Raw genomic sequence first — 22,781 nt, forward strand, 5'->3', positions numbered from 1 at the left:
TGACGGCTACGCTCAGTGAGATGATCACACTCAGCGCGTTCGGCGACGAATCCGTGCTGGAAGCCTCAGCGGGAGGTTTCTACGTGCTCGCTGCAGTGGTGTTCGACGTTGGTGTTCATGAGGTGGCGCGCACTGCGTTGGCGGGGCTGCGCGGGAAACGCCCCAAAATGAAGCTGCACTGGAACGACATGGATGCCCAGCAGCGGCGCAGCGCGACGAAGGCCATTGCGGACCTGCCCGGATTTCACGTTGTCACGGTCGGAACCCCGGTGCCGTTGAAACGTCAGGAACGTGCCCGCGCGGCATGCCTGACCCGGTTGGTGGTCGAGTTGCACGATTTCGGTGTCAACGAGTTGTGCTTGGAAAGCCGCACCACGGCACTCAATGCCCGAGACATCGCCACAGCCCGCGGGGCCCGCTTCAGCCTTCCCCCGGGTGCCCGTTTCCACGTGGTGCATCTACCTGGCAAGTCGGAACGGCTGCTTTGGGCAGCCGACATCGTTGCGGGCGCGGTACGAACCGATCGCATGGGGATGAGCGGCTATCGGGAATTGCTGAATGACCGCATCTACGAAGTCGAAGTGCCAACCTCGTGTTGATCAGCCATGGCATGCGTACGGCCGGGGTCCCGGTATGCCCCGGGTGCACCCGACCGTGCGACTCGCCCGATGCCCACGGCACCGAACTCCTGCCAAAAGGCTACACCACCGGCGGAATCAGCAACATCATTCGTGCTGGTGACGCGTGCTTGGAACTACCTCACCGGGTCGGGTGGCCGGGGCTGGAGGCTTGGGCCCAGAAGCGTTGTGGGATTCGGCCCGCCAGGGACGCCAGGCGACCGGCTTCGACCGCCGCTCGCATCGCCGCCGCCATGCGCTCCGGGTCCTGGGCTCGGGTGACCGCGGTGGCCAGGAGCACCGCCGAGCAGCCGAGTTCCATGGCCAGCGCCGCGTCCGAGGCCGTGCCGATGCCCGCGTCCAGCACGATCGGGACCGACGCCCGGGAGACGATCATCTCGATGTTGTGCGGGTTCCGGATGCCCAGGCCGGTGCCGATCGGCGAGCCCAGCGGCATCACCGCGGCGCAACCGACCTCTTCGAGCTTCAGCGCCAGCACCGGATCGTCGTTGGTGTAGGCCAGCACCACGAAACCCTGGTCGACCAGCTGCTCGGCGGCGTCCAGCAGCTCGACCGGATCGGGTAGCAGGGTGTCCTCGTCGGCGACGACCTCCAGCTTGACCCAGTTCGTCTCCAACGCTTCGCGGGCCAACTGCGCGGTCAGCACGGCCTCGGCCGCCGTCCGGCAGCCCGCCGTGTTGGGCAGCGCCTCGATGCCCAGCTTGCGCAGCAGGTCGAGCACCCCGGTGCCGCCGCCGGCATCGGCGCGGCGCATCGCCACGGTCGTCAGCTCGGTTCCGGACGCGATCAACGCGCGTTCCAGGACCGCGAGGTTCGTCGCCCCGCCGGTCCCGGTGATCAGTCGCGAGCCGAACTTCCGGTCGGCGATTACCAACGGGTCGTCCATGAGTCTCCTAACGACGGGACCGCCGACTCCGGGCGGCGCGGGTATCGGTGCCGTGGTTCGGTATGCCTCCGTTGCCCCGCAAGGGGTCGATTCGGGCTGGGCCGCAACCTTTCGGGTTGGAAACCCCTCCTCCGGGTGGGGCGGCGTCACGTCACCCTCCTTGCACTGCGGTGAGGACCTCGATGGCGGCATCGGGGCGCAGCGTGGTCTCCGGCCACTGGGCTCGGGGCACCACCGCGCCGTCGAGCGCCACGGCCACTCCCCGCTCGGGCACCCCGAATTCGCGCAGCACCGATGCGAGCGTGGCGTCGGTGGCGGTCTCCCGTGGTTCCCCGTTGAGCACGACGTTCACTGCTGTCCTCCCCATCGACTCGGATCGGCGACCTTGACCTCGGCGGCGGGCTCCTCGCCGCGCAGCAGGGCGAGCACCGCGTCGACAGTGGCCGGGGCGAGCAGGAAGCCGCCGCGGTGGTGCCCGGTGGCCGCCAGCACGCCGGGCTCCAACCAGCCGAGCACCGGCAGGTTGTCGTCGGTGCTCGGGCGCAGCCCGGCCGCGGCCTCGACGAGCTGGTACTCAGAGATGCCCGGCACCAGCTGCTCGGCGTCGGCGATCAGGTCGCGCACCCCGCCCACCGTGACCTCGGTGTCGAAGCCGACTTCGTACTGGGTGGCGCCGAGCACCAGGCCGCCGTCGTCGCGCGGCACGAGGTAGACCGGACGGCCGTGCACCGGACCGCGGACCGTGCGGCTCGGCGGCGGCAGTGCCGTGGCCCGCGCGCGCAGCCGGAGGATTTCGCCCTTCACCGGCCGGATCCGGTCCCGCAGCACGGGATGCAGCGCACCGGAATGCGCACCGGCCGCGATCACCACCATGTCGCAGTCCACAGTGGATTCTTCGAGCTGCACGGCGCCGGGCCGCACGCTCTTCGCCTTCGCCGCGACGAATTCGACGCCCGCCGCGGTGGCCGCCGCGCGCAGCGCGCGCAGCGCCACCCGGTTGTCGACCGCGAGATCACCCGGCACTTCGAGCCCGCCGCGCACCGCCGGGCCCAGCGATGGTTCGAGTCGGCGCAGTTCCCGGCTGGACAGCCGGTTGACGGTGCGGCCGAGCCTGGCGAGGTAGTCGGCCAGGTTGTCCAGTTCGGCCCGGTCGGCGCTGTCGACCCCGACCACGAGGGTTCCCTCGCGGCGCAGGCCAGAAGGCAGCCCGGCGGCGCGGCTCAGCTCGTCGGCGAACGTCGGCCATTGCCGCAGCGACGCCGCACCCAGTTCCAGCAGTTCTTCTTCGCCGGGCCACGCCTCGGCGATCGGCGCCAGCATGCCACCGGCCACGTAAGACGCCCCGGATGCCGGTTCGGCGTCGACGAGTCGCACGCGATGTCCGGCGGCGGCCGCCCGCCAGGCGACGGACATGCCGATGACGCCGCCGCCCACTACGACGACGTGATCGGTTCGTTGTTCAGACACTCCACGCTCCCTGCGCCGGCATGACCCGGATCAGGTTCGACGGTCGGGGCCAACGCCCCCTCTCAGCCCGGTGTCCGGACTCCCGTGCTCACCGAGTCCACCGTACCGGGCGAGGATCTCGACGTCAGTGCCTGTCCCTGAACTCGTTTCACGAACCTGTGCGCTCCGGCGGCGGTGGTGCCAGCAGTTACCCTGTGGAACATGCCTGGATTGGACGGTTTCGGCATCCGCGCTCGCCTCGGCGAGGCACGGCTGTACCTGTGCACCGACGCACGCAGCGAGCGCGGTGACCTCGCGGAGTTCGCGGAGGCCGCGCTCGACGGTGGAGTCGACATCATCCAGTTGCGGGACAAGAACCCGAGTGGCGCTCCGCTGGAAGCCCGCCACGAACTGGCCGCGCTGGAGGTGCTGGCCGAGGCCTGCGTGCGGCACGGTGCGCTGCTCGCGGTGAACGACCGCGCGGACATCGCCATGGCGGCCGAGGCCGACATCCTGCACCTCGGACAGGACGATCTGCCGGTGGAGATCGCCCGGCGCATCGTCGGAGAGCACATCGCGATCGGCAGGTCCACGCACGACGTGGTGCAGGCCGACGCCGCGGCCATCGAACCGGGGGTGGACTACTTCTGCACCGGCCCGGTGTGGACCACGCCGACCAAACCGGGTCGACCGGCGGCCGGGCTGGATCTGGTGGAGCACGCCGCGGAGCACCGGGGACACGGTCGGCCGTGGTTCGCCATCGGCGGCATCGGCCCGGACAACCTCGACGACGCGCTCAAGGCGGGTGCGCAGCGGATCGTCGTGGTTCGCGCGATCACCGAGGCCGAGGATCCCCGCGCGGCCGCGCGGAACCTCCGCGACCGCCTGCCGTGATCGCGGCACCCACGACCGTTGTCGGTACCGGTGACCGGTTAGGTGAGCAGCGTCAGGCCGTAGGCCTGGAGGATTTCGTTCACCGGCTGGAAGTAGGTCGTGCCGCCGGACGAGCAGTTGCCCGAACCACCCGAGGTCACGCCCTGGGCCTGGTCACCGGAGAGCCAGGAGCCACCCGAGTCGCCGGGTTCGGCGCAGACGTTGGTGCGGGTCAGGCCGGACACGGTGCCCTGCGGGTACTGCACCGTCTGGTTCTTGGCCTCGACCGAACCGCAGTGCCAACCGGTCGTCGAACCGGAGCGGCAGATCGACGCACCCTCGGCGGACTCGGACGAGCCGGCGACGCCGACGGTGCTGCCGTCGTACCGGTTCACCGCCGGCTGCGGGGTCTCGCCGGAGCCGACCGCCACCCAGCCGTAGTCGTTGCCCGGGAACGACGAGCCCTCGAACTGGCCGGTGGGCTCCGAGGTGCTGTCGCCCTCGCTGCCGCAGTGCCCGGCGGTCACGAAGCCGCCCTGCACCGAGAACCCGACCGAGCAGCGGCTGCCGCTGCCGATGTAGTAGGCGTTGCCGCCGATGACGTCGGCGTAGGTCCGCGGGTCTTCGAGGGACTCGACGACCCGGACCGCGTCCACCAGGACCCCGGCCGCCCGCACGAACTGCGCCGCCTGGAGCTCGGTGCCCGGCCTGGTGGTGACGACAACGGAGTTCTCGCTGCCGTCGGCGTACCAGCCGGAGACCCCGTCAGGAGCCAGCGTGCTGTACGAGTTGAGGCCTTCGACGACGCCGTTGAGCTCCTCGATGGTGAAGTCGACCTGCCTGGCTTCCGCGCCAGCCGCGCGGATCTCGTCGAAGCGCGCCGGGTCGGTCACGCCGACGACGAGCTTGCCGGACTCGGCGTCGAAGTAGGACCCGCCGAACGTCCCGGCCAGCGAGCCGCGCAGCTGCTGGTCCGCGCGGTTGGCGGCGGCCTCCTGGGCGAGCCGCTCGATGGCCTGGTCCCGGGTCAGCCCGAAGTCACGCTGCATCGCGTCCAGCAGAGTCGCGCTGGCCGGGGTCGGCGCGGTCTCTTCAGTCGCGGTGGCCGGCATGGTCAGCGCTGCTACCGTTCCCGCCGCCAGCAGCACGGTCCCGGCCATTCGGGCCGCGAGTCTGCGCTTCATCTGGTATCTCCCTCGCTGTGAGCTGGATCTCAGGGCCCCCGTCGCCGATCCAGTATCAAAGGAGATCACCAGTCCCACATCCACCTTTCGCCGCATCTCGCCCAAAACGCCCGCTACGCAACTCGATCGAGCTAGCGCAACGGGCGTATAACAGGGCCTCTTACCGCCCAGATGGGTACTGCCGCAACACGCCGGTCTCGGCTGCCGGGTCACGCGGCTGGTCCATTCGCGAGTTCGGCGCGGAGGTCGGCGACTGCTGCGATGGCTGCGGCTGGGTCGGTTCCCAGGTGGGTGCGGGCTGCTCGGTCGTCGGCTGGACGGTCGGCTGCTCGGTGGGTTCCACCTCCGTCGAGGGCGGCGGCTGCTGGCTGTGCGTCCGCTGCGGCTCATCGGTGTCGGCCGGGGCGGTCGGGGTCTGCTGCGGATCCCGGTGCAGCACCTGCCCGAGCGTCGTGCCGCCTTCCCCGCCGGAGAGCGGCTTTCCGAGCACTCCTTCGAAACCGGTGATGACCAGCATGCTCAGCGCGAAGGCCAGCGCGCAGCTCGCCGCCACCATCGCCCACCGGACCTGGCGCTTGCGCCGCCACGCGGTGTCCGGTTGCGCATCAGCCGACTGCGCACCAGCCGACTGCGCACCAGCCGGCTGCGCGGCCGTGGCACCGTCCCAGCGCAGCTGCCGGGTGGCGGCTTCGGCGTCGACCTCCGCCGCGCGGTCGTCGAGCTGCCGGGTCGGATCGTCCACGACCCGTTCGCCGCCCGGCCAGTGCATGCCGGGCGCCAGGTGGATCTGCCGGGTCGAAGCGATCTTTCCGTCCTTTGTGGACACATATCGCACGACCTCGGTCCGCTTGGCGCGCTTCCCCGAAGCCTTGGCCGCCGCGTCCACCGCCTTCTGCTTGGCGTTCTCGAACGAGCGCTGGTAGAGCGCACCGCCGACGGTGATGATCACGCTGGTCAACCCGGCACCGACCACGGTGCCCGCGACCCCGATCCGCGAACCCAGGAAGGCCGCCGTCACCGACGCCAGCGCCGCACCCGCGACCTGCGGCGGCGACAGGTCCAACCTCTTGGACTTCGCCTCCTCGCCCGGATCCGACTGCCTGGACTCCACATCCTTGCTGACCATGGCTCCCACGCACGTTGAAGGCATACTCTCCCGGCACGTTCCAACGAATGATCACGGAGGTTTTCTCCAAATCGTTGTCGAACCGTGAGAACCCCCACTCCGAGTAACGCCGGAAAGCCGAAGGGCACCCCGGCCGGGGTGCCCTTCGTGCGGCGGAGGCAGCGGTGATCAGGTCGGCGGGTTGAGCCGCGCGACGAACTTGTAGCGGTCGCCGCGGTAGATCGAGCGCACCCATTCCACCGGGCGCCCCTCGGTGTCGAAGGAGTGCCTGGACAGCAGCAGCATCGGCAGCCCGACGTCGGAGCCGAGCAGCTCCGCCTCCTCCGGGCTGGCCAGGGCGGTCTCGATGGTCTCCTCGGCGTGCCCCAGCTCGACCTCGAACTGCTCGCGCAGCACCTGGTATAGCGAGCCGCCGGATTCCAGCCGGTTGGTCAGCCCGCGGAACCGGGACAGCGGCAGGTGGGTGGTTTCGATGGCCATCGGCTCGCCGTCGGCCAACCGCAACCGGCGCAGCCGCAGCACGGTCGCGCTCGGCTTGGTGCCCAGCAGCGCGGCCAGCTCCTCGGCGGCCGGTTCCTCGACGACCTCCAGCAGCCGCGAGGTCGGCTGGCGCCCCTGGGCGCGCATGTCCTCGGTGTAGCTGCTCAGCTGCAGCCGCTGGGCGACCTTCGGCTTGGCCGCGAAGGTGCCCTTGCCCTGCACCCGCAGCAACCGGCCTTCCACGGTCAACTCGGCCAAGGCCTGGCGCACCGTGGTGCGCGAGACGTCGAACTCGGCGGCCAGCGAACGTTCGGTGGGAATCGGCGCGCCGGGTGGTAGGGACCGGAGCATGTCCAGCAGATGCTGTTTGAGGCCCCAGTACTTCGGTTCGCGTTGGGCGCGTCCGGGCGAGTCCGCCCCGCCGGACACGGACGTTTCGAGCATCGTTCCTCCTACCACCGCAACCCTGCCGCCGTTGGTTCCGCTCCCCGAGGCGTCGTAGTCGCCGCCCTCCCGAGTCGTCCAATACTTCAGCATGCCCGAAAGTCGGCGGGCTGAGCGCAGCTGGTGCGCAGGTTTCCGCCGCGCTGGGTCGGCGTGAAGATCAAGACAGCCCCACTCGTGCGGGAACAGTAACGCCGAAAAGTCTTGACATTGAGTGTCATGCACCACAATCCTCATCGCATTGGTCTACACCAAACAGCTGCGGGTCCCGCCGACCCTGACGGCGAGACCCGCAACTCCGCGTCCGTCGCGGAGGAAGGGGCGAACGTTGAAAACCTGGAGAGCGCTCGCGGCGGCGGCCGCGTTGTCGTTAACCCTCGCCGGCTGCGGCGGCGCGTCCGGCGGTAGCGACAACACGCTGACGGTCTGGCTGATGGACGGATCCGCGCCGGACGTGCTGGTCGACGAGCTCAACAAGGAATTCGAGCAGAGCCACCCGGGCATGACGGTGGACTACCAGATCCAGCAGTGGAACGGCATCCAGGACCGCCTGACCACCGCACTGGCCAGCAACGACCCGCCTGATGTGATCGAACTCGGCAACAGCCAGAACCCGCAGTTCTCCGCCGAGGGCACGCTGCTGGACCTCACCGCGGACGCGGACGGTCTGGACAAGGCGCAGTGGGTACCGGCGTTGGCCGAATCCGGCGCGTGGGACGGCCAGCAGTACGGCGTGCCGTTCTACGCGGCCAACCGAGTGGTCGTCTACAACGAGGAACTGTTCCAGCAGGCGGGCATCACCCAGCCGCCGACCACCCGCGACGAGCTGCTCGGCACCATCACCAAGCTGGAGCAGACGCACGGCGCGGACCCCGAATTCCAGTCGCTGTACCTGCCCGGCCAGTCCTGGTACGCGCTGCTGTCGTTCATCTGGGACTCCGGTGGTGACATCGCGGTCCGCGACGGCGCGAACTACCGGGGCGCGCTGGACACCGCCCAGACCCGCGAAGGCGTCGAGTTCTACCAGCAGCTGGTCCAGACGTCGGCCACGTCCGCCCCGGCCGACACCGACGAGGCCGAGCCGCAGCAGGCGGAGGTCTACGCCAAGGGCAAGGTCGCGATGATGATCGCGCTGCCCTGGGAGGTGCAGACCGCCGCGGAGACCAACCCCCGGATGCCCGAGATCTCGGGTGCCTTCCCGATCCCGTCGAAGTACCCGGGCAAGACCGCGCCGGTGTTCCTCGGCGGCTCCAACCTCGCGATCCCGGCGGGCAGCGCCAACGCGGCCGCGGCCAAGGACTGGCTGAAGCTGCTGACCAGCCAGAAGTACCAGACCAAGCTCGCCGAGAGCGGCGTCGTGCCCGGCGCTTCGCAGGACACCAGCGCGTTGGAGGGCAACCCGATCAGCGCCGCGATGGCGATCGCGTCGAAAGCAGGCAGGGTGCCGCCGCCGGTCCCGCAGTGGGCGGCCGTGGAAGCCGGGCAGAACCCGTTGAAGGACATGATGACGGCCGTGCTGACCCGCCAGAAGACGGTCGTGGACGCCACCATGGAGGCCAACGCCAAGATCACCGAGGCGCTGGCGGCGACCAGCTGATCATGACCGCAACGCACACCCGACCGGCGCCGTCCGCGAGCCCGGAACTCGATGCCGTACCTGCTGCTCGCGCCCGCGGTGCTCGCGCTGATCGTCCTGCTCGGCTGGCCCGCGGTGAACGTGATCGTGACCAGCTTCCGCAAGCTCGACCTCGGCGAACTCACCCGCGGTGAGGTCACCTGGATCGGCTTCGACAACTACACCGAGATCCTCACCGACTCCGAGTTCTGGACCATCGCGGTCCGGACCGCGGTGTTCACCGCCAGCATCGTGGCGGCCACCGTGTTCATCGCGCTGCTGCTGGCGTTGCTGATGAAGCACGTGCCGGTGCTGCCTCGGGTGGTCCTGCAGGTCAGCCTGCTGCTGGCCTGGGCGATGCCGCAGCTGGCCGCGACCACGGTGTTCCAGTGGATCTTCGACCAGCAGTACGGGATCTTGAACAAGACGCTGGTGCGGCTGGGCTTCGAGTCCTTCGCCGGGTTCTCCTGGTTCGCCACCGGCGCCAGCACGCTGACCGTGGTGGGCATCCTGATCGTCTGGCAGGCCGTGCCGTTCGTGGCGATGACGCTCTACGCCGCACTGCTCGGGGTGCCCAGGGACCTCTACGAGTCGGCCGGGATCGACGGTGCGGGCGGCTGGCAGACCTTCACCGCGATCACCTGGCCGCACCTGAAACCGGTGCTGATGATCGTGACGTTCCTGTCGATCCTGTGGGATTTCAAGGTGTTCTCGCAGGTGTGGGCGATCCGCGAGGGCGGCCCCAACGGCGGTAGCACCACGCTGCCGGTGATGCAGTACCTCGAAGGCATCGCGGGCAAGCACTTCGGGGTGGCCGCCGCGGTGAGCGTGCTGATGGTGCTCGTGCTGGTCGTCGTCTGCGCGCAGTACCTGCGGTTGCTGCTGCGTTCCCAGGAGGTGGAGCTGTGAGGACCCGCCGGATCGCGCTTTCGGCGCTGGCCCTGGTCATCGCGTTGCTGTTCGTGTTCCCGACGTACTGGATGTTCACCAGCTCGCTCAAGCCGCGCGGCGACGTGCTGTCCACCTCCTACGACCTGGTGCCGAGTTCCATCACGGTGCAGAACTACAGCACCGCTGTGCTGGAATCGGACTTCCTGCGCTACCTGGGCAACAGCCTGCTGGTCACGCTCACCGCGGTGGCGTGCTCGCTGGTCTCCGGCGCCTTGGCGGCGCTGGCGATGAGCCGGTTCCGGTTTCGCGGGCGCAAGGGGTTCCTGCTGCTGATCCTGGTCGCGCAGATGGTGCCGTTCGAGGCGCTGATGGTGCCGATGTTCCTGTTCATGCGGGATCTCGGGCTGCTGGACCGGCTGCCCGCGCTGATCCTGGTCTACTGGATCACGACGCTGCCGTTCACCATCTGGTCGCTGCGCGGGTTCATCGACGGGATTCCGATCGATCTGGAGGAGGCCGCGATGGTGGACGGCTGCGGCCGGGCCGAGGCGTTCCGCCGGGTCACCCTGCCGCTGCTGGGGCCGGGTCTGGTGGCCACCTCGGTGTTCGCGTTCATCACCGCGTGGAACGAGTTCCTGTACGCGCTGGTGTTCATGCGTTCCCAGGATCTCCAGACGCTGCCGGTCTTCCTGAAGAGCTTCCAGAACGCCTTCGGCACCGACTGGGGTGCCACGATGGCCGCGGCGACCTTGTTCACCTTGCCGGTCCTGGTGTTCTTCCTGGCAGTGCAGCGGAGAATGGTGTCGGGAGTCACTGCGGGAGCGGTGAAGGGCTGACAACCTGTCCCTGTGTTCGCGGGCGACCGCCAGTTCCTCCGGCACCAGCACGTGGAGTTCCGCCGACGGCATCCGGGCTACCGCGACTTCCAGGTACGATTGGTCTAGACCTCAATCGAAGGGACGGACCCGATGACCGAGGCCGCCGCAACCCCCGGCCGCAACATGACGGACGAAATCGCCCAGCAGCCAGCCGTGTTCGCCGAACTGCTGGCCGGTCGGGGCGCGATCGCCGAGGTCGCCGAGCGCATCGCCGCACGCCGACCGCGCTTCGCGCTGCTGGCCGCGCGCGGCTCCAGCGACCACGCCGCGCTCTACGCCAAGTACCTCATCGAAGTGCTGCTCGAACTGCCCGTCGGGCTGACGTCACCATCGACGACCACGCTCTACGGCGCACGACCGGACCTGACCGACGTGCTGCTGATCTCGGTCAGCCAGAGCGGCGGATCACCGGACCTGCTGGAGGTCACCGAGTCCGGTCGGCAGCGCGGCGCGTTGACCGTCGCGGTCACCAACACCGCTGATTCCCCGCTGAACTCCGCCGCCGAACTGTCGGTGGACATCCGCGCGGGTCGGGAACGGGCGGTGGCCGCGACCAAGACCTACAGCGCGACGCTGCTCGCCCTGTACCTGCTCGTCGACGCGGTCCGGGGCGGCACCGGCGCGCACGCCGAGCCGATCCCGGACCTGGCGACGACCGCCCTGGACACCGGCCGCGAGGCGGTGGCCGAGGCGGTGCGCAGCTACCGCTTCGCGGAACGGATGGTCACCACCGGGCGCGGCTATTCGCTGGCCACCGCCAGCGAAGCAGCCCTCAAACTCGCCGAAACCAGCTACCTCTCGGCCCGCGCCTACAGCGGCGCCGACCTGCTGCACGGTCCGGTCGCCGCGCTCGACGCGGACACCGCGGTGCTCGCGCTGTCCAGCAACGGACGCGGCGGCGACGCGATGCGCGAAGTGCTCGACGCGGTGCACGAGCGTGGTGCGGACATCTGCGCCATCGGCTCGGCGGCGTCGAACGTGCGGGCCTCGCACCGCATCCCGGTGCCCGCCTGCGCCGAAGAACTGGCGCCGGTGCTGGAGGTCCTCCCGGTGCAGCAGCTGGCCCTCGGCCTGGCCCTGGCCCGGGGTTTCGATCCGGACAACCCGAGAGGCCTGAAGAAGGTCACCCGCACCCGCTGACCCCGCAACTCCCTTTGGCAGGCCGGAGGCGGACATACATGAGTCGGGGATCCCGGAGACGAGAAGGCCTCTGAGGTTCCGCCGCCCGCACTGCAAAGCAGAACAAGTTCAAGGACAAGTGCTAAAAGCCCGCCTCACCGAGGGGGCGGGGCGAGGCGGGCAACGTCAGGTTACGCCGAACGGAGCAGGCTGCAAACGTCGGGGCGAAGCGAACGGCAGAGGCAAAAGTCCCTAAATGTCGTATACCTCGCGAGCCGTGGTGTCGAAAACCGCCGAACGCTGGCGATGATCGAGTCCGACGATCAGCTGCCGGGCCAAGTCGATGACCTGCCCGTACTCGGCGGCGAGCAGGCACACCGGCCAGTCCGAGCCGAACATCAGCCGCCCCGGCCCGAACGCGTCCAGCACCACGTCCGCGTAAGGCCGCAACCGTACCGGATCAGGTTGCCGGGCCCAGTCGTCCTCGGTGACCAGGCCGGACAGTTTGCAAACCACGTTCGGAAACGCCGCCAGCGCGCGGATCCGGCTCGCCCACGGCTCCAGCTCGCCGGTGGCCACCGCGGGTTTCGCGCAGTGGTCGAGCACGAAGGTCAACTGCGGGAACTGGCTGACCGCCTTGATCGCGGCGGGCAGCTGGTGCGGGCGGACCAGCAGTTCGTAGACCAGACCGGCGTCCTCGACAGCGGCCAGTCCGTTGAGCACGTCCGGGCGGATCAACCAGTCCGGGTCCGGTTCGTCCTCGACCTGGTGCCGGATGCCCTTCAGCCAGCGGCCGGAGGGATGGGCCTGCAGGCGGCCGATCCGCTTGCGGGCGTCGCGGGCGGTCAGGTCGACCCAGCCGACCACCGCCGCGATGCGATCCACGGTGTCGGCCAGCACCAGCATCTCCGGGGTTTCGTCCGGATCGGAGACGGTCTGCACCAGCACCGTGGCGTCCACCGCGGCGCCCTTCAGCGCGGTCTGCAGATCAGCGGGCCGAAAATCGCGGCGCAGCGCCGCCATTTCGGGTCCGACGATCCACGGTTGGTCCCGGACGTCGAGATCCCACAGGTGATGGTGGGTGTCGACGGTCATCGAACTCCCCCGCTCACCCTGCAACATCCGGCGATATCATCGTCCACATCGGACATTTCGCGGCCCGCGGGCGCGGCGCGGCACAACTCGGCACGGTCGGCCATGGTCTTCTCCCCGACTGATCAAGCGACGCCTCGATATATAGCCGCTCGACGCACCAGAAGCCATAGGTTGGCAAGAACGGTCGCGCACGGGTTCGACCCATGCGCCTCGTTTCGCGCAGTGGCCCCGAATCGGACCCGGAACGTCGTCGGGCCACCGGATCCCGAGGTCTGCCGGATCCCGGGGTCGCAGTTGGGGACTTGCCCATCCGCACCCCCACCAAACGCCCGCGACGGGTACAAAGGGCGCATGCAGTGCGACGAAGCGGCGCTCGTCCTCGGCTTGGACATCGGCGGCACCAGCAGCCGGGCGTTGGTCAGCGACCTGTTCGGCGCGGTTGTCGGCAGCGGTGAAGCCGCTGGCGGCAACCCGAACTCGCACCCGGCCGACCAAGCGGTGCAGCAGATCTCCGAAGCCGCGCGCACCGCGCTGCGCGACGTCGACCCGGCGGCGGTGCGCAACTGCGTGATCGGCATGGCCGGTGTCAGCAAGATGGCCGACCCGGAGTTCGCCGAGCTGTTCGACGATGCGTGGTCGCGGTTGGGCCTGCACTGCCCCAAGCAGGCCATCAGCGACTGCGAGGTGGCCTTCGCCGCTGGCACCCCGGAACCCGACGGCACGGTGCTGATCGCGGGCACCGGGGCCATCGCGGCCCGCATCGAAGGGCACCGGATGGCCGCGATCGTCGGCGGCCACGGCTGGCTGCTCGGCGACGAGGGCTCGGCGTTCTGGTTGGGGCGCGAAGCGGTCCGCGCCGCGCTGCGCGCGCTGGATCGCGGTGCGCCGCTGCACGGCCTCACCGCGGCGGTGCGCGATCGGCTCCTGCCCGGCACACCGGACGCGCAGCGCAAGCAGTTGATCAGCGCGGTGAACGCGGCGCCGCCGATCCGGCTCGCGGAACTCGCGCCGCTGGTCACATCGGCCTCGGACGAGACGGCCCAGGACATCGTCCGGCGCGCGGCGCGGGTGCTCGCCGACACCGCGGCGGCCACCGGCGCCGCCCGCGACACCAGCCCGATCGTGCTCGCCGGTGGACTCGTCGCCGCCGGGAACCCGGTCGGCGAGGCGCTGCGCGCCGAACTGGCCGACCGGGGATGGGGTGTCCCGCTGACCGCCGGGCCCGGCGCGGCCGGAGCCGCCTGGCTGGCGGCGTCGGACCTCACCCACGACCCGGCCACCCTGCACAAACACCTGCTCGGCTGAAACCTGTCGCCGAACTCGTTCTGCGTGGCGGTGCGGCTAGCGGGACCTCGGACGCCGTCTCGACTCCGCCGATCCCCGAGCGTCGGGTTGGCGGTCAGAGGAGGCCGACGTCCTGCAGGCCCTTGCGGATCACGGCGCGTTCCGATTCGTCCGCCTCGACCAGCGGCAGGCGCACCCCGCCGACGCGCTGGCCGACCAGGTTGAGCGCCGCCTTGACCGGGATCGGGTTGGTGGTCACCGACAGCGCGGCGTAGAGCGGCTTGAGCGAGGCGTCGATCTCGGCGCGGCGCTCCGGCTCGTCGACCATCCGCCGCATCTGGGGCCCGACCAGATGGCTGGCCACCAGGATGCCGCCGAGGCCACCGAGGTCGAGGGCCTGCGCGAAACCGTCGTCGTTGCCCGCGTAGAGACCGAGACCGTCGATCTGGGCGAGCGCCGCGTTGTCCGCTTGCTTGACGTAGTCGATGTGCTCGATCTGGGCGAGCTCGGCCAGCAGATCACCGGGCAGTTCCAGGCCGATCCGGGACGGCACGTTGTAGAGCACCACCGGCTTGTCGGTGGCCCGCGCGATCTCGCTGAAGTGCCGGACCAAACCGCGCCGGTTGGGGCGGTTGTAGTACGGGGTCACCGACAGCACCGCGTCGGCGCCGAGTTCGGTCGCGCGCTCGGTCATCTCGCAGGCGTGCGCGGTGTCGTTCGACCCGGTCGAAGCGATCACCGTGACGCCGACCGGGCGCTGCGCGCAGGCGAGCTCGATGAGCCGCAGGTGTTCCGCGGCGGTGAGCGTGGGGGCCTCGCCGGTCGTCCCACAGACCACGATGCCGTCCGAGCCGTGGTCGATCAGGTGGCGGAACAACGACACGAAGGCGGCTTCGTCGACGCGGAGTTCGTCGTCGAACGGGGTGACTATCGCGGTGATCACGCTGCCGAGAGACATGACCGCATTCTGCTCGCGCGGACCAGCGGTGTCACGTCAGATCTTGTCCCCGAAACGGCCGAAGGGCGCGCAGCCGCAGGCGATTTCGCGCGAAATCGCCGGTTCCTATCCGACCGGATGCCGCAAGCCCGGGTGATCCGACGGCAGCGATCGGCGCAGCACCCACCAGCTCGCGGCCACGCAGACGGCCACCAACGGCCAGGTCAGCACGAGCTGCGCGATGGTCAGCGCGCCGGTGGCGTCCAGCAGCCAAAGCGGGATGAACACGACCAGCCGCACCACGTACTGCCCGACCCAGACCCAGCTCGCCCGGCCGTACGCGCGCAGCAGCGACGGATCGCGACGCCACCGCCGCCCCTGGCCGAGCGCCGTGCCGACGACCACGCCGAGCAGCGGCCAGCGGATCACGATGCTGGTCATCCAGGCCAGCGCGCTCAGCGCGTTGGTCACCAACCTGGGCAGGAAGAAGTCCGCCGCGTCGCCGGTGTACAGCGCGATCAGGGCGCCGAGCATGACCGCCACCAGGCTGATCAGCACGGCCAGCGGCCGGGCGCCCTGGTACAGGCGCCACCCCGCGATGAGCGCGCCCAGCACCACGGCCACGCCACCGCCGATGGCGATCGACTCGCCGCCGAAGTACCACCCGAGGCCGAACGCGATCGGCGGCAGGCTCGCGTCGATCGCACTGCCGCGGCCGCCGAGCAGGCGCATGAACGAGTCTCGGTCATCGGGGTTGGCGACGATCTCCGTCTGCCGGTCGTGCGTCACAGAGTCAAGCCTGCCCTAACCGACACCCGGTTGGCACCCACCCGTGGCGCGCGCCTCCACCACCCGGCTGTTCAGCGCTGCCGAGTGCGGTCGAGGAGTGCGGCCAGTTGGCCCGCAATGCGCGGTTTGTCCGCTGGGCGGCAGGTGACCACGTCCTGGCCGTCGGCTCGTTCGCCTTGCAGGGCGTAGCGGCCGTGGTCGTTGTCGAACCAGATCAGGTTGGGCACCCGGCCGCGCGGGCCGCTCCGCCGGTCGCCGGTGACCACGAAGTGCCCGAGCCGGAACTTCTGCCGCGAGGTGATCGCCCGAAGCTCCGCCAGCCCGTCGATGTCGGCGTCCGCCGGGTGCCCATTGCTGCGATCGGCCACCGCGCGCACCGCTTCACCGGTGCCGGGCGGGGCGTCCGGCAGCAGGTCGGCGCAAACCCTGGGCAAGGTGTCCGGTGCGAGGAAGCTCATCCGCAGCCCACGGCCATCGAGCAACCCGACCACCCCGACCTCGCCGGTCGCCACCACCCGCGCGGCCAGCCGGTGCCCGGCGCGCACGTCGACCAGCCCGGCGGCGGCGATCGACACCTCGGAGCTGCACAGCAGGTAGAGCGCGTCCTCGACCTCCGGCTCGGGGCGGCCGTTGCGGGCCAGGCCGGTGGACTCCAGCTCGTGCCACACCTGGTGGACGAGCCGGTTGCGGTCCTCCCCCAGCTCCCCGCTGCGGGGGAGGTCGAAGGGGTACTGCCGCACGGTGAGGTTCAGCTGCTCACCGAGCACGTCGACCGCGGGGATCGACAGGGTGATCGTCTCGACCATCACACGCTCATTTCGAGTCTTGGTGCGCCGCTCGGTGCCCGGCCAGGCGCGCTGCCCGGGCACCGGTCGGGCCCGCTAGAAGTCCCGGTAGCTCGACGGCGCCTCGCCCAGCACCGGCGGGGCGACCAGTCGACCCGCACCGTCGTCCTCTTCGAAGAGTTCATCGGCTTCGACCAGGAATTGCGGCACGGCACCGCTGCCGCTCTCCCCCGGCTTGTAGTTGGCGCCGACGCGCAGGTCGTCGTCCTCCCGCCGTTCCTCCTTGAAGTCGTCGGCCGACCACGTCATGTTCCGGCCGTAGCCGCGGCCCGACGAACCCGAGCCCCAGGTGCCCGCCGAACCCGTCGGGCCGAACCCGCCGTCGGCGCGCTGCGTGGGCTTCGGCGCCCTGGCCGGTTTCGGCGCGGGCCGCGGCGGTTCCTGGCGAGGTGGTGGCCCTGGCGGGCCAGCCATCGGAGGCGGTGGGCCGGGGTTGGCGGGCAGCGGAGCGCTCGGCGGGCCATCCGGCCGGGCCGGTGGTGGCGGGTGCTCCAGCGGGCGCGGCGGACCGGACGGGCGCCCGGCGCGCGGCACGTCGGGCGGTGGGCCAGCCGCGGCTGGCGGCCGGGGCGGCGGAGCGCCCATCGGCGGCGCGGGGTTGCCCACCGGAGGCGATGGTGGCCCCTGCGGGACCGGGGGACGCGGCGGTTCGGCCATCGGCGGTCCGTCGACCGGCGGTGGCCCGGCCAGCCGGGGCCCGGCTGGCGGCAGCGGGCCGTCCGGTGGCGGGCCGAGCTGCGGCAGCGGACCACTCGGCGGCCCGTCGAGTGGTGCGGGTGGCCCGTCGGGCCTCGGCGGTGCGGGCGGCCCGTCGTGGCGTTGTGGTGGCCCAACCTGCGGCAGCGGTCCGACCGGCGGCGGGGCGACATTCGGCGCCGGAACATTCGGCGGGCCGTCCTGCGGTACTGGAGCGGCTGGCGCGCGTTCCGGCGGCGGCGGGCCGCTGGGCGGTCCGCCGCGCGGTGGTGCGGGCGGCGGCGCGTCGTCCTGCGGCGGCGCGGGCGGCGGCAGCGAACCGCTGAGGCCGCCGGTGAAGCCGGTGGGGCGCTGCGGGGTTTCCAGCGGCTCCGGTTCGAGGGAGCCGAAAAGCTCCGCGGCGGGTTCCGGCCGGGCGGGCCGGGGCTCCGGCGGTTCTTCGAGCCCGCCGAGGTCACCCGACAACGCCGAGACCCCGCCGGTCGGCTGCTTGAGCGCTTCGGGCCGGTCCGGCGCGGGCGCCGACCGGCTGTCCTGGATCTGCCTGCGCTGCTCGTGCTCGAAGCGGTCGGGGAGCTGCTCGGCGCGCTGCCAGAGCGCGAACGGATGCGGTTCGGCCGCCAGCGCGGCGAACTCCGCTCGCATGTCGAAGCGCATCGGGCGCGGTGCGGACCGGGGCCCGCCCGGTGCGGGCGGCACCTCACCGCCGAGCGAGCCGCGCATCGGCGCGTCCGCGCGGCGTCGACCGCCGGGACCAGCGGCGCGCTGTGGTCCGTCGAAGCCCGCTGGCCCCGGCGCGGACGCCGGATTCTGCGGTGACGTCACGATTCCCCCAGATATTCGGGACGGCCGGGGTACCGCACCGGGTCCGGGCGGACCCGGCCGATGGGCGCATTGGAACCGACGCGGTGGAGCATGCTGTCGTTCCCCAAATCAACCGGCCGCGATGGCGCGAAAGGACGGACGACGCTGCGTCTCCCCGAACGCACATCGAGCTGTCACCTGCATCGATCGCGACATCGCGGGCCCCCTCATTGCTTCTGCTACCGCCGATGGACAGTAGCAGCTGCCGTTCACCCGTACCGGTGTTTCGGGGAATAGCCGCTCAGTTGCCGACGCGATGCTGGAAAAGTGCGGTGCGGCAACGGAATACGCCAAATTCGAGCAGCGCACCGGGCGAACCGGACAAAAAAACTAGACCATTCAGTGCCGTTAATCACTCGGGCGGAACCAACGGTGGCGCAGGTGCCGCATCGAGCGCCAATGTGGTTTCGGATCAACGCAGTACGGGGGAATCGCCAGGAAGGACACATCGCCGATGGAATCGCAGCGCAACGTCGGCACGGCACGCTGGGACAGCTTTGTCGCGCTGGGAGACAGCTTCACCGAGGGACTGGCCGACGCCGACCCGAATGGCGGCTTCCGCGGCTGGGCGGACCGGCTGGCCGAGCACCTGACCGCCGTGAACCCCGACCTGCGCTATGCCAACCTCGCGGTGCGCGGCAAGCTGGTCCGCCAGATCGTCGCCGACCAGGTGCCGCAGGCCATCGCGCTGCGTCCCGCGCTGGTCGCGCTCAGCGGCGGCGGCAACGACATCATCCGTCCCGGCACCGACCCCGACGAGATCGCGGAACTCTTCGACGCCGCCGTCGGCGAACTGCGCGCCACCGGTGCCGATGTGCTCATCGGCACCGGTTTCGACACCCGCGACACCCCGGTGCTGCGCCGCGTCCGGGGCAAGATCGGCACCTACAACTCGCACCTGCGAGCCATCGCCGACAAGCACGGCTGCTACGTGCTGGACCTGTGGTCGATGCGGGTGCTGCGGGACGCTCGCGCCTGGGGCGACGATCGACTGCACCTGTCCGCGGCAGGCCACCGCCGGGTCGCCCTGCGGGCCTGCGAAGCGCTGGGCGTGCCGGTCGAGGCCGACTGGAGCGAGCCGTGGCCAACAGCGCCCTGCTTACCGTGGCGGGCCCAGCGCGCCCAGGACATCCGGTGGGCTCGCGCGTACCTGGCGCCGTGGATCGGCCGTCGCCTGCGCGGCGTGTCCAGCGGAGACGGCCGCGGCCCGAAGCGGCCACAACTGGAAAAACTCACCGCAGGCCAGCCGTCGCGGTGAGGCCCGCAGGCACCATCGCCTCGGCAGGAACCCGCGAGTGAGTGGGTCCGATCCTCATCTTTGAAGCGGCGCCAGCCGCATAGTCCGCTCTCGCGAACCGGCACCGCCGCAGTTCTCGGACTCTCTGCCCGCTGCCCCTGCCCACTGCCTCTGCCCCACTGCGTTCTCTGCGAGACCTGCCACGACGTTGGTGAATCGGCATTCACGATGCCGGGGATCGGCGGAGTCCGGCGAACTCGGGAAAACGAAGTGCGGACCTTCGGCAGGATCACCCAACTCCCGCAGCCGAAAGCCCGCACTCACCCCCAACGTCCATCCGGGAGGAATCACCCCGAATGTCGACCCCCCTTGCGGCCGCCCCGGCCGACACGAGTGCCGACCGGGACGACCGGGCGACAATCCCCCCTAGGACTCCCCCCAGAGCCGCCCGTTCGTGCGGACCATGCACGGCTTGATCCGCACGCCACAAACTTCCCAGCGCGCACTACACGCCCGCTAAACGTCGACTAAACGCCACTCGGTGGGTCGTGCCCGGAAATTCCGGTCGCACTGCGGACGATCACTCAGCGGGCCGCGGCGGCGAGGTCTTCCAGCCGCTCGCGGACGTCGGTCACCCGTGGCGAGCCTTCGGCTTCGAAGATCGCCAACGCGGTCTCCCAGCGGGTCCGGGCCACCTCGCGGTCGCCGCGGGAGCTGGCGGCGTCGCCGAGGCCGAGGTAGGCCGAGGCCTGCCGCATCGCGGAACCGCACTTCAACGCGACGTCCAGGGCCTCGTGGTGGAAGCGCTCGCCGTCGGCGATCCGGTCCAGCTCGATGCTGACCTCGCCGCAGTTGTTCAGCACCATCGCCAGCGTCTCCAGGTCGTCGGCGTCCCGGTACAGCCCCTCGGCCTCGCGCAGGTGCGCCAACGCCTCGGTCAGCTCGCCGTTGACCTGCTCGACCATCGCGAGGTTGTTCAGCGCCCCGGCCACGAAGTACCGGTCCCCCAGCGATCGGTAGACCCGCAGCGCGTCCTGGCAGTGCACCTTCGCCTCTTCGTAGCGCTTCAACCGGAACAGCACGCTGCCCATGTTGACCTGCGTCATCGCCAGCCGGGCCGGGTCACCGGTCTGCACCGCGACGCGGTAGGACTCGTCGTAGTGCGCCAGCGCCGCGTCCAACTGCCCGGACCGCGAGTACGCCACCCCGAGCCCGGCCGACATCAGCACCTTGCCCGCCGGATCGTCCACCGCGCGGGCCGAGGCGAGCCCGTCGGTGTAGACCCGGATCCATTCCTCCCATGGGCAGCGGACCATCAGGTAGTTGAACTGCAGGCGCACCAGCGGCCAGGCGAGCTCGTGCATGCCTTCGGCATTCGCGGCCCGGACCGCGGCGACCAGGTTCGGCCACTCGGCGTCGAACCACGCCAGCGCCTGGGACCGGTCGGCGATCTCCGGCCGGGGCGCCTCGGGACCGATGGAGAAGTCCAGGTCGTCGCGGGCCGGACGGAGGAAGCGGCGCGCGTGGTCGGCCGTGACGAGGTAGTGGGTCAGCAGTCGGCGCAGCGCCTTGGTGTCGGCCGGGCTCGGCGGGGCGAGCAGGTCGCGGGCGTACACCCGCAGCAGGTCGTGCATCCCGAACCGGTCCGGCGCCTGCTCGGTGACCAGGTGCGCCAGGGCCAGCGCCCGCAGCCGCCGCTGCGCGCTGGCGGCGTCGGTGCCGCACAGGGCGGCGACGGCGTGCGCGGTGAAGGTTTGCCCCGGCACCAGTCCCAGCAGCCGGAAGGTGTCGGCGTGCACCGGGTGCAGGCTGCGGTAGGAGATGTCGAAAGCGCGGCGAACGCTGGTATCGGCGTCGTCGATGTCCAGCGCGTGCAGCCGGTTGCGCTCATCGGTGAGCTCGTGCACCAGGTCGGACACGCCGCGGGCCGGGTTCGCGGCCAGCCGGGCGGCGGCGATCCGCAACGCCAGCGGCAGGCCGCCGCACAGCTCGGCGAGTTGGGCCGCGGCGGCCGGTTCGGAGACGGACTTGCCGGGCACCCCGGCGCGGTCCAGCAGCTCGATCGCGGTCGCGGTGGGCAGCGTTTCCAGCGGCAGCACCCGCGCCCCGCTGTACACCACCAGGCCGTCCAACCGCCGCCTGCTGGTCAGCAGCACCAGCGATTCGGTGCTGCCCGGCAGCAGCGGCCGCACCTGCTCGGAGTCGCGCGCGTTGTCCAGCAGCACCAGCACCCGCCGCTTGGCCAGCAGCGACCGGTACAGCGCGGTTCGATCATCCAGCTCGACCGGGATCGCGTTCGCCGCGACGCCGAGCGTTTTCAGCATGCTGGTCAGCGCCTCGCCGGGGGGTAACGGCTCGCGCTGGGAGTCGAATCCGCGCAGTTCCGCGTAAAGCTGGCCGTCGGGGAACTCGTGCTCGACGCGGTGCGCCCAGGTCAGCGCGAGCGCGCTCTTGCCGACGCCGGCAGTGCCGGTCACCACCGCGAGCAGGCTGGCGCCGCGTTCCCGCTCGGCCAGCATCCGGTCCAGCTCGGCGAGCTCCCGCCGGCGGCCGACGAAACCGGCCGGGGCCGGGGGCAGTTCGGCGGGGATCGGGCGCCCGATGCCCAACGCGGGCTCCGGACGGCGCTGCGGGTTGCGCAGGGTGGGGTCGTCGCGGAGCAGCCGTTCGTAGAGTTCGCGCAGCTCGGGGCCGGGGTCGAGGCCGAGTTCGTTGGACAGCCGCTGGCGCAGCGCGTGGTAGCGGGCCTGCGCCTCGGCGCGGTGCCCGGCGCGGTAGTTGGCCAGCATCAACTGCCCGGTGAGCCGTTCGCGCAGCGGGTACCGGTCGACCAGGGTGGACAGTTCCAGCACCAGCTGGTGGTGCCGACCGAGTTCCAGGTCGGCCGCCACCCGTTCCTCCATCGCGAGCAGGCGCAGCTCGTCGAGGTTGGGGGCGACCATGCGGTACAACCGGCTGCTCACGATGTCCGACAGCACCTGTCCTCGCCACAGGGTCAGCGCCTCGGACAGCACCCGCGACCGTTCGGCCGGTCGCAGGCCGTGGGCTCGGCCGATCAGGGCTCGCGCGCGGTGCGCGTCGATCCGGTCGCTGTCGACGCGCAGCAGGTAGCCGGGTGAGCGGGTGACGATCTCGGGTCGCGCTGGCCCGCCGTCGGCGAAGAGCCTGCGCAGCCGCGAGACGTAGCCCTGGATGATGGTGCGCGCGCTGGCCGGTGGGTCGTGGTCCCACAACGTGTCGATCAGCCGGTCCATCGACACGACCTGGTTCGGTTCCAGCAGCAGGCAGGCCAGCAGGGCGCGGACCGGAGTGCTGCCCAGTGGTTGTGCGGTGCCGTTGACACGCACCTCAAGCGGGCCGAGCACGCGGAATTCGAATCCGGTGCTCGGTGCTTCGATCGGGCTGCCGTGCGGCGCCATCATCCCCAAATCCGACTCTCGTTCGTATTTTTGTT

At 70.7% G+C, this 22,781-nt stretch carries 20 protein-coding genes and 1 riboswitch; of the genes, 8 read left to right on the forward strand and 12 right to left on the reverse strand.

The annotated features are described in order from the left end of the window. Positions 1 to 20 precede the first annotated feature (20 nt). A complete protein-coding gene (locus ACTWQN_RS26615) occupies positions 21 to 599 on the forward strand; it encodes a hypothetical protein (RefSeq protein ID WP_443206309.1) in 579 nt (192 codons plus the stop codon). Positions 600 to 759: 160 nt separating this feature from the next. On the opposite strand, the gene ACTWQN_RS26620 is transcribed toward ACTWQN_RS26615, so the two are convergent. From ACTWQN_RS26620 to thiO, 3 genes are all read right to left on the reverse strand, one after another. Beyond that, positions 760 to 1,524 carry a thiazole synthase gene (locus ACTWQN_RS26620; RefSeq protein WP_443206310.1) on the reverse strand — a complete coding sequence of 255 codons (765 nt, stop codon included), beginning with the start codon at positions 1,522 to 1,524 and terminating at the stop codon, positions 760 to 762. Between the two features lie 151 nt (positions 1,525 to 1,675). Next, complete coding sequence (thiS, locus tag ACTWQN_RS26625; protein WP_443206311.1) at positions 1,676 to 1,876, reverse strand: sulfur carrier protein ThiS; 201 nt, start codon at positions 1,874 to 1,876, stop codon at positions 1,676 to 1,678. Then, entirely contained in the window at positions 1,873 to 2,991 is a 1,119-nt protein-coding gene (gene thiO, locus ACTWQN_RS26630) for a glycine oxidase ThiO (RefSeq protein ID WP_443206312.1), read from the reverse strand. The genes thiS and thiO overlap by 4 nt, the downstream gene beginning before the upstream one ends. Beyond that, a riboswitch (TPP riboswitch) is annotated at positions 2,982 to 3,087 on the reverse strand. It overlaps the preceding gene by 10 nt. A 105-nt stretch (positions 3,088 to 3,192) precedes the next feature. Here thiO and thiE point away from each other — a divergent pair. Continuing rightward, positions 3,193 to 3,864 (forward strand): thiamine phosphate synthase, encoded by a 672-nt coding sequence (gene thiE, locus ACTWQN_RS26635; RefSeq protein WP_443206313.1) that lies wholly within the window; start codon positions 3,193 to 3,195, stop codon positions 3,862 to 3,864. Positions 3,865 to 3,902: 38 nt separating this feature from the next. Here thiE and ACTWQN_RS26640 read toward each other — a convergent pair whose 3' ends face one another. From ACTWQN_RS26640 to ACTWQN_RS26650, 3 genes are all read right to left on the reverse strand, one after another. After that, positions 3,903 to 5,027 carry an alpha-lytic protease prodomain-containing protein gene (locus ACTWQN_RS26640; RefSeq protein WP_443206314.1) on the reverse strand — a complete coding sequence of 375 codons (1,125 nt, stop codon included), beginning with the start codon at positions 5,025 to 5,027 and terminating at the stop codon, positions 3,903 to 3,905. 160 nt (positions 5,028 to 5,187) lie between these two features. After that, on the reverse strand, positions 5,188 to 6,153 hold the full coding sequence (locus ACTWQN_RS26645; RefSeq protein ID WP_443206315.1) for a superantigen-like protein SSL4: 966 nt from the start codon (positions 6,151 to 6,153) through the stop codon (positions 5,188 to 5,190). A 168-nt stretch (positions 6,154 to 6,321) separates the two neighbouring features. Beyond that, positions 6,322 to 7,077 carry a GntR family transcriptional regulator gene (locus tag ACTWQN_RS26650; protein ID WP_443206316.1) on the reverse strand — a complete coding sequence of 252 codons (756 nt, stop codon included), beginning with the start codon at positions 7,075 to 7,077 and terminating at the stop codon, positions 6,322 to 6,324. 328 nt (positions 7,078 to 7,405) lie between these two features. Between ACTWQN_RS26650 and ACTWQN_RS26655 the strand changes: the two genes are divergently transcribed. From ACTWQN_RS26655 to ACTWQN_RS26670, 4 genes are all read left to right on the forward strand, one after another. Next, positions 7,406 to 8,674 (forward strand): extracellular solute-binding protein, encoded by a 1,269-nt coding sequence (locus ACTWQN_RS26655; RefSeq protein WP_443206317.1) that lies wholly within the window; start codon positions 7,406 to 7,408, stop codon positions 8,672 to 8,674. Between the two features lie 51 nt (positions 8,675 to 8,725). Beyond that, positions 8,726 to 9,601, forward strand: a complete 876-nt coding sequence (locus ACTWQN_RS26660) for a carbohydrate ABC transporter permease (RefSeq protein ID WP_443206318.1) — start codon at positions 8,726 to 8,728, stop codon at positions 9,599 to 9,601. Beyond that, the gene (locus ACTWQN_RS26665) at positions 9,598 to 10,419 is read left to right on the forward strand and encodes a carbohydrate ABC transporter permease (RefSeq protein ID WP_443206319.1); all 822 of its coding nucleotides are present in this window, start codon (positions 9,598 to 9,600) and stop codon (positions 10,417 to 10,419) included. Before ACTWQN_RS26660 ends, ACTWQN_RS26665 begins: the two co-directional genes overlap by 4 nt. A gap of 132 nt (positions 10,420 to 10,551) precedes the next feature. Continuing rightward, positions 10,552 to 11,601: an SIS domain-containing protein gene (locus tag ACTWQN_RS26670; RefSeq protein WP_443206320.1), complete on the forward strand. Its 1,050-nt coding sequence runs from the start codon at positions 10,552 to 10,554 to the stop codon at positions 11,599 to 11,601. A 231-nt stretch (positions 11,602 to 11,832) separates the two neighbouring features. On the opposite strand, the gene ACTWQN_RS26675 is transcribed toward ACTWQN_RS26670, so the two are convergent. Next, complete coding sequence (locus ACTWQN_RS26675) at positions 11,833 to 12,675, reverse strand: amidohydrolase family protein (protein WP_443206321.1); 843 nt, start codon at positions 12,673 to 12,675, stop codon at positions 11,833 to 11,835. 351 nt (positions 12,676 to 13,026) lie between these two features. On the opposite strand from ACTWQN_RS26675, the gene ACTWQN_RS26680 reads away from it, so the two are divergent. Then, positions 13,027 to 13,980: an N-acetylglucosamine kinase gene (locus ACTWQN_RS26680; RefSeq protein WP_443206322.1), complete on the forward strand. Its 954-nt coding sequence runs from the start codon at positions 13,027 to 13,029 to the stop codon at positions 13,978 to 13,980. A gap of 94 nt (positions 13,981 to 14,074) precedes the next feature. Here the strand turns inward: ACTWQN_RS26680 and dapA are convergent, their stop codons facing one another. The 4 genes from dapA to ACTWQN_RS26700 form a co-directional block, all read right to left on the reverse strand. Further along, on the reverse strand, positions 14,075 to 14,917 hold the full coding sequence (gene dapA / locus ACTWQN_RS26685; RefSeq protein ID WP_443206323.1) for a 4-hydroxy-tetrahydrodipicolinate synthase: 843 nt from the start codon (positions 14,915 to 14,917) through the stop codon (positions 14,075 to 14,077). A gap of 105 nt (positions 14,918 to 15,022) precedes the next feature. Beyond that, a complete protein-coding gene (locus tag ACTWQN_RS26690; RefSeq protein WP_443206324.1) occupies positions 15,023 to 15,685 on the reverse strand; it encodes a DUF3159 domain-containing protein in 663 nt (220 codons plus the stop codon). Positions 15,686 to 15,756: 71 nt separating this feature from the next. After that, entirely contained in the window at positions 15,757 to 16,491 is a 735-nt protein-coding gene (locus ACTWQN_RS26695) for an ESX secretion-associated protein EspG (RefSeq protein WP_443206325.1), read from the reverse strand. Positions 16,492 to 16,566: 75 nt separating this feature from the next. Continuing rightward, positions 16,567 to 18,051 (reverse strand): hypothetical protein, encoded by a 1,485-nt coding sequence (locus ACTWQN_RS26700; RefSeq protein WP_443206326.1) that lies wholly within the window; start codon positions 18,049 to 18,051, stop codon positions 16,567 to 16,569. A 493-nt stretch (positions 18,052 to 18,544) separates the two neighbouring features. On the opposite strand from ACTWQN_RS26700, the gene ACTWQN_RS26705 reads away from it, so the two are divergent. Then, the gene (locus tag ACTWQN_RS26705) at positions 18,545 to 19,348 is read left to right on the forward strand and encodes an SGNH/GDSL hydrolase family protein (RefSeq protein ID WP_443206327.1); all 804 of its coding nucleotides are present in this window, start codon (positions 18,545 to 18,547) and stop codon (positions 19,346 to 19,348) included. A 563-nt stretch (positions 19,349 to 19,911) separates the two neighbouring features. On the opposite strand, the gene ACTWQN_RS26710 is transcribed toward ACTWQN_RS26705, so the two are convergent. Then, positions 19,912 to 22,749, reverse strand: coding sequence for an AfsR/SARP family transcriptional regulator (locus tag ACTWQN_RS26710; protein WP_443206328.1), 2,838 nt, complete (start codon positions 22,747 to 22,749; stop codon positions 19,912 to 19,914). Positions 22,750 to 22,781 lie beyond the last annotated feature (32 nt).

Source organism: Saccharopolyspora antiqui, from assembly GCF_052246905.1.
Lineage (GTDB): Bacteria > Actinomycetota > Actinomycetes > Mycobacteriales > Pseudonocardiaceae > Saccharopolyspora.